We start from the raw sequence: 5,496 nt of genomic DNA, 5'->3' as shown, positions 1-5,496 counted from the left end.
CTTTTCCGCCTGCTAATATTTGTGCATAAATCATTTTAATTGCTCCTTTACTTGCGTTCATTATATTAATAAATATTTAACTTTTCCTTTATACAAATCAAACTAAATATACACTTCTTTCTTAGTCATTTCAACTAAATTAGAGTATGTATTGTAAACGTAATATTGAGATTAAACGTTAGAAATAGTTGTCTCGCGAAATTAGGATAATCGCCACTAGTACTAACGAAATAAATAATGCTTTAAGCCTTTCTTATTCCTATTATATAGGACGTTTTTTCAGCAGAAAGGTTTCTCTTTTTAGGCTATTTTCGTAAACTTTGTTGCTATTTAACCCGCAGGCTTGAATACATTTCGCTTTCCGCAGGGCGAGCGTCGAGCCGCTTCGCCGTTTCACTCCTGCAGGGTCTCGCCTGTCTCGCTAATCCTGCAGGAGTCTACGTGTATTCAGCCTGCTCCGTAATTTAAAAAGGTTTTTCATCTTATTCAAAAAGTAACAAAGTTTTAGAAAGCAGCCTTTATTAAAACCTTTTATTATAAAAGGAGGTGAAGGGAAAAGCTCCCTTCACCTGTTATTTTACTTCTAAATGATCTTTTAATTCATTTTGAATTTTTGTTTTTTCGGCATCAGGTACTACTAGGTACCAAATTTTATTAATGGTTTGACCTGTTCCAGTAATGGTCATTTGATCAATATTGCCAGCTGCATCTTTATAATTTTTCTGTATATCAACCATTTCATCAAATGTTAAGTTTGTTTTAATGTTTTTACTTAATGCAGAAAAAATATCATTAAAGTTTGTTAAAGAGTTGAGACTAGCTCCTTCTTTTAATACAGCCTGTATAATCATGCGCTGTCTTAATTGACGGCCAAAGTCACCTCTAGGATCTTGTTTTCTCATGCGTGAGAATTTAAGTGCATCTTCCCCATCTAAAGTGATTGAGCCTTTTGCAAAATGAACACCCTCATACGTAAAGTCTAAATCATTATTTACGGTTACTCCGCCCACGGCGTCGACGATATCTTTAAAACCTTCCATATTAATTTGCATATAATAATCAATTGGAATGTCCAAGAAATTTTCTACTGTATCCATGGACATTGCTACGCCGCCGAATGCATATGCATGGTTAATTTTATCTGTTGTGCCATGGCCAACAATTTCTGTGCGAGTATCCCTTGGAATACTTAACATTTTAACCGATTTTTTTTCAGGATTAACGGTTAATACAATCATCGTATCAGAACGGCCACTATCGCCTTCACGCTCATCTACCCCAAGCATTAACATAGAAAACGGCTCTTTGTTGCTTAAACTTAATGAATCCTCACGTTTGCTCGTCTCACGCTCAACTGGCTGATGCATTGTATCTACAGCATTGTTAAGTGAATTCCAAACGGTGAAGGCATATGCCCCAATACCGATAATTAAAAGCAAAAGTACTATTCCAGTGACACGAAGCCATATTCTTTTTTTACGTTTTGGTTTATCCTTATCCGACCTCATATTTATAAAAACCTCCATATCTTGACAAAAAATGATAAAACTAATATAAAGAATAGCAGAAATTGCAAAGATTTCATATGTTTTTTCTATAAGAGAGAGTAAAATATAACCTAACCTATTTATCAAATAGTGTCTTTTAAAAGAGGTATTTCATTCATAAAAGAAAAATTTTTAAAGAGTTATGAACGAAATAATAAAAGAATTGTAATTGGGAAAGGACTATATAATGAAAAAAATTATAATTGCAATAACGCCAGTCATCTTTATACTACTCCTCATTTTTGCTTTTTCATCTCAGCCGTATGAAAATCAAGACATTACACCATGGTTTGCTTCACTCAATCAATCTACACTATTAAATAAACTGTTTTCATGGATATCATTCACATATGCTGGTAAAGAAATTAGCGTATCCGCATTAGGGGTCGCTCATTTTATCGAGTTTTTTATTCGAAAGGCATCTCATTTTACTGTATTTTTCTTTTTAGCGTTTTTTACAATAAGGGCTTTAGCATATTTTTTAGCTAATAAGAAGTGGATGGTCATGATTAGTTTTTTCATCGTTATTTGCTACGCAGCATTAGACGAATTTCATCAAAGTTTTACAAGTGGAAGAACGCCGCTTTTTGAAGATGTTGTGGTAGATAGTGTTGGCGGGGTATTCGGGATAATATGGTATTTGAAGTGGAAAAATAAATTTTGATGAATATGGTTAAAGGACATTTTTTTAAAAGAGGCTGCAAATGGATTTTTTGCTGTATTTTTATTCAAATAGTTAATGGATATATTTGGGATTTGATAAATGTTTATTTCGTTAATAATTAGGAAGACAAAAGGTAAGCTTGATTCCATTGTTGGAAAAAAAAATAGTTATTGCCATTAATCCGCTAATAGGAATTGTTATATTTGCATTGTAATAGATTGTAAAAACATTATAATTATAGTATTAAGTTAGGTAGTCTAGTAAAGGTGATTAAAAAGAGGAACAGGAGATGAAATGGTGCAGGGAAGAAATAAAAAAAGGGTAATAATTGATCAAGTTTCATGGGATGGAAATGTACTGATTTTTACGCTTCCTAGTTCTGGGCAAGACATAGAAAGTTCTTACCAGGTAGTATTAAAGAATCGTAAAAAACAAAACACAATTAAATTAAATGTAAAAATAAAACAAAAAAAAGATACTATTATTTTTAAAATTGATTTAAATCAATTAAGTCAAATGGGAAGCGGGCGTTGGGACTTTTATTTGGAATCTAAACAAGGAAAAGTACAACAAAGGATTGGATTATACAATGCTCCAGTTGCTTCAGAAAAAATAAGATATTTATCTCCTATATTAACTACTACAAGAGCGGACAGCATGATACCATATTTAACAGAAAGGAACGGTCTATCCATTCATTCTGGCAATCTATTCTTTTTGGAAGAGAAAAGTTTTAATGTGGTTAATTATATACAGAAAGTGAAAGAAATTAAGGAAAGCAAGCCTAAAGTTTATTTCCATTTAAAAAATAAGATTCCCTTCGGCTTCGGTAAAAAGATTCATTTATATATGAAGAACAAAGTAGAGGTTTGTTCTATCCCATTTAAGCTAGACAGCAGCCGGACAATAATTATTATAAATAAAAAAGACTTGGCAACGCTAAATAAAAATAAAAAATGGAATGTATATTTAGAAGGCTGTAAAGGGAAAAATCTAGAAAGAAGTCGATTAAATATACAATTAGAGAATAAAGAAAATGAATTTGTTTTTTCGCTAAAAAAGAAAATTATTCAAGAAAATAATTTAAATAAAAAATTTACAGGCCAATTACATGCAGAAAACTATAAACTAGAAGGCAACAATATTAAATTTCAAATTAACGCAATGGAGTTAGAACTTGCTAAAAAGGTAACTTTTTTCCTAAAGAAAAGAAAAAGTAGTGAAAAGTTAAATCTGCAAATTAACAGCATTGTAAGTAATGGGAAAGAGGAAATCAGCATTCCTATATCACAATTAGATGTTTTAGCTGATATTTCTGGAAGATGGGATTTATCGGTAGAGATAAATTATGATTCTTATACTGAAGTAAAAAGGATAGGAGTATATAATACAACGATCAATTCTGAAATAGGAAAAATTATTGGATATAAGCCAATAGTTAGTCAAGGGGTCGGGATTTCTCCTTATTTGACAAAGGATCATGAACTCTCTTTTTATTTTTGTACAGAAGAACAATATATAAATTCTAAGTATCCTGCAATGTCAGATTTATCTTCTTTACAAATGGAAAAAGGAATACTTAAGCTTACTGCAACCGTTAAAATGAAAGAAACCGATAATTTTATAGTGAGAGGGATTGCGTTAAGACTGAGACAGGATAAATCTAGGGTAATATTAGCCCCTACAGAACAAGAAGTTTCTGTTAGTCCTAATGCAAGAAAATTTGCAGTTCATATAAATTTAGAGGATTTAATATTAGAACAATTTTATTGGGATTTTTATGCTGTAGTTGATTTGCCAAATGGCGAACGGAGGTTTATACGTCTTCATAATCATAAAGTAACCATTAAGCAAAAGTTAAAACATCGGATGATCAAGTATAATCTAGTAAATAAAGAAAACTATATGATTTATCCTTATATTACAATTAATAATTGCTTAAGTATTACTTATAGACAAATGGGCGAATATGAATCTCTTAAATATAAAATCAATGAGTATACAGCCTTTATTTTATATCATCTTTTATTTATCTATTTCCAGTGGAAGCCTGTTTGGTTAATACACGAAAAATATTCTGAGACAGCACAAGACAATAGTTTTTATTTCTTTAAATATTGCTACGAAAATCATAAGGAAAAGAATATCTATTATGTAATCAAAAAAGGGTCCCCAGATGAGAAAAACTTAGAACCCTATAAAAAAAATGTTGTTTATTTTATGAGCACAAAGCATCTAATTTTACTATTGGCATCAAAGCTGATAATTTCTTCAGAATCAAAAGGACATGGTTATGCTTGGAGAGTTTCGACAGGAGTTATACGTCAATATGTTGATAGAAAGAAATTTGTATTTTTGCAGCATGGGGTATTGGGTTTAAAGCGTGTAGATAATACATTTAAAGCTGGTTCTGCAACTGGTGCAGATATGTTTGTGGTCTCATCTGATTTTGAGAAAAAAATAGTGGAAGATTACTTTGATTATAAGGAAGAAGACATTATTGTTACTGGATTGGCTAGATGGGATGTTGTTCAAAATAAAATGAAAGATACAGATCAGAAAGAGATTTTGTTGATGCCAACATGGAGAAATTGGCTAGAAGAAGTAGATGATGAGCAATTTATATCATCAGAATACTATCAGCAATACAATGCAATTTTACAATCTGAAGATCTTTATCGAGTGTTAAAAGAACAAAATATTATCTTGAACTTCTATGTACATCCAAAGTTTATGCCATATGTTTCAAACTTTACAAAAGCGTTTGACAACATTAAAATATACCAGTTTGGCGAGGCTCGTATAAATGATTTATTAATGAGATCCAGCTTATTAATAACAGACTATTCAAGTGTGGCATGGGAAATGTATTATCAGAAAAAGCCTACATTATTTTTCCATTTCGATTTAGAGAAATATATGGAAAATCAGGGGAGCTATATGGATCTTAAGAAGGATATATTCGGTGAAGTAGCGTATACTGCACCTGAATTAATTGGAAAATTAAACATGTTTATTAATAATTCTTTCCAAGAAAAAGAGGAATATAGTTCAATTAGAGGCAATTATTTTAAATATATCGATCAGAATAATAGTGAACGTATTTTTAAACAAATCAGCCTGAAAGAAAAAGAAATTACTGCTCCAGAAAGCTTTGAAGCGAGAGTAAAAAGAAATTTATTAATGAAAGCTATTTGGAGAAAATATAATGAAAGGCCGCTGGTGCGCCAATTAGGAAAGCGGCTGTTAAATATAATAAATTAAAAGAAAGAAGAGAATCTTCCT

At 31.2% G+C, this 5,496-nt stretch carries 3 protein-coding genes; 2 read left to right on the top strand and 1 reads right to left on the bottom strand.

The features are described from left to right. Positions 1–572 precede the first annotated feature (572 nt). Positions 573–1,508 carry a polyisoprenyl-teichoic acid--peptidoglycan teichoic acid transferase TagU gene (gene tagU / locus CWS01_RS20755; protein ID WP_101179203.1) on the bottom strand — a complete coding sequence of 312 codons (936 nt, stop codon included), beginning with the start codon at positions 1,506–1,508 and terminating at the stop codon, positions 573–575. 226 nt (positions 1,509–1,734) lie between these two features. On the opposite strand from tagU, the gene CWS01_RS20750 reads away from it, so the two are divergent. Both CWS01_RS20750 and CWS01_RS20745 read left to right on the top strand, forming a co-directional pair. Further along, on the top strand, positions 1,735–2,211 hold the full coding sequence (locus CWS01_RS20750) for a VanZ family protein (protein ID WP_101179201.1): 477 nt from the start codon (positions 1,735–1,737) through the stop codon (positions 2,209–2,211). Between the two features lie 297 nt (positions 2,212–2,508). Continuing rightward, a complete protein-coding gene (locus tag CWS01_RS20745; RefSeq protein WP_168714434.1) occupies positions 2,509–5,475 on the top strand; it encodes a CDP-glycerol glycerophosphotransferase family protein in 2,967 nt (988 codons plus the stop codon). Positions 5,476–5,496: the final 21 nt, after the last annotated feature.

This window comes from Niallia nealsonii, from assembly GCF_002835805.1.
Classification (GTDB): domain Bacteria; phylum Bacillota; class Bacilli; order Bacillales; family Cytobacillaceae; genus Niallia; species Niallia nealsonii.
Note: the sequence above shows the minus strand (reverse complement) of the source record. Positions and strands in the feature narration are given on the sequence as shown.

What these genes read in the sequence shown, in the direction of transcription:
- tagU (WP_101179203.1), bottom strand. Translation starts at nt 1,508, where the DNA reads ATGAGGTCGGATAAGGATAAACCAAAACGTAAAAAAAGAATATGGCTT.
- CWS01_RS20750 (WP_101179201.1), top strand. Translation starts at nt 1,735, where the DNA reads ATGAAAAAAATTATAATTGCAATAACGCCAGTCATCTTTATACTACTC.